The organism is Phytohabitans kaempferiae (assembly GCF_042433955.1).
GTDB classification, from domain to species: Bacteria; Actinomycetota; Actinomycetes; order Mycobacteriales; family Micromonosporaceae; genus Phytohabitans; species Phytohabitans kaempferiae.
Window position 1 is genome coordinate 1 of the sequence record NZ_JBHLUH010000016.1, and the last position, 752, is coordinate 752.

Here is a 752-nt window from a genome sequence, read left to right on the forward strand (position 1 = left end):
CTGGTTGGGGTCGACGGCGACCAGGTCCTCGTACCGGTCACCGTTGACACTCTCCGCCGTGAGGTTTCGCGCGCTGTTGAAGCGGTAGAGGTTGTACGTCGTCATCAGGCTGATGACCTTGTTGGCGTACTGCGGGTCGGTGGCGTACCCGGCCCGGTGCACCTCACGGATGAACTGGTTGGGATCGTTGACGTACTCGAACGCGGCCGCGTATCGAGGGGTCCGCAGCAGCCGCCCGTAGTCGCGGAACGAGTCGGTGCTGCTGGCGTACCCGCGGAAGTACTGGTTCACCGTGTAGCAGCCGGACGGGCCGCATTCCTGGGTCGGGTAGTTGTGGCAGCCCGTGGCGATCGGCCCGGGCTCGTTCGCCGACGTGCACTTGAAACCGAAGAAGTTGCGCCGCTCCCGGGTCAGCCGGCTCTCGCCCCACGCCGACTCGAGGATCGACTGGCCGAGCGCGACCGAGGCCGGCACGCCGTACTCCTGCTGGAGGGCCTGGGCGGACGCGGCGTAGGTGTTGATGTACGTCTCGGGCGGAACGGCGGAGGCACCGCTCACCGCCGCTGTCGAGAGCATCCCGCCGGCCAGCGCCGCGATGGCGAGGCGGGCGAGGAAGGTTCTTCTCATGGGTGCTCCTGGGACAGGCGTCATCGACGCGCGAAGGAGGAAGGGAAGGAGGAAGGGAAGGACGGATCAGTAGGCGGCGAGGCGGAAGTCCCGCCAGCCGTTGCCGACCTGGACGGGGGCGGCGA

General features: G+C 68.1%; 1 protein-coding gene. It reads right to left on the reverse strand.

The annotated features are described in order from the left end of the window. A partial coding sequence (locus tag ACFFIA_RS13120; RefSeq protein WP_377250368.1) for a glucosaminidase domain-containing protein occupies positions 1 to 627 on the reverse strand: 627 nt, incomplete at its 3' end. Positions 628 to 752: the final 125 nt, after the last annotated feature.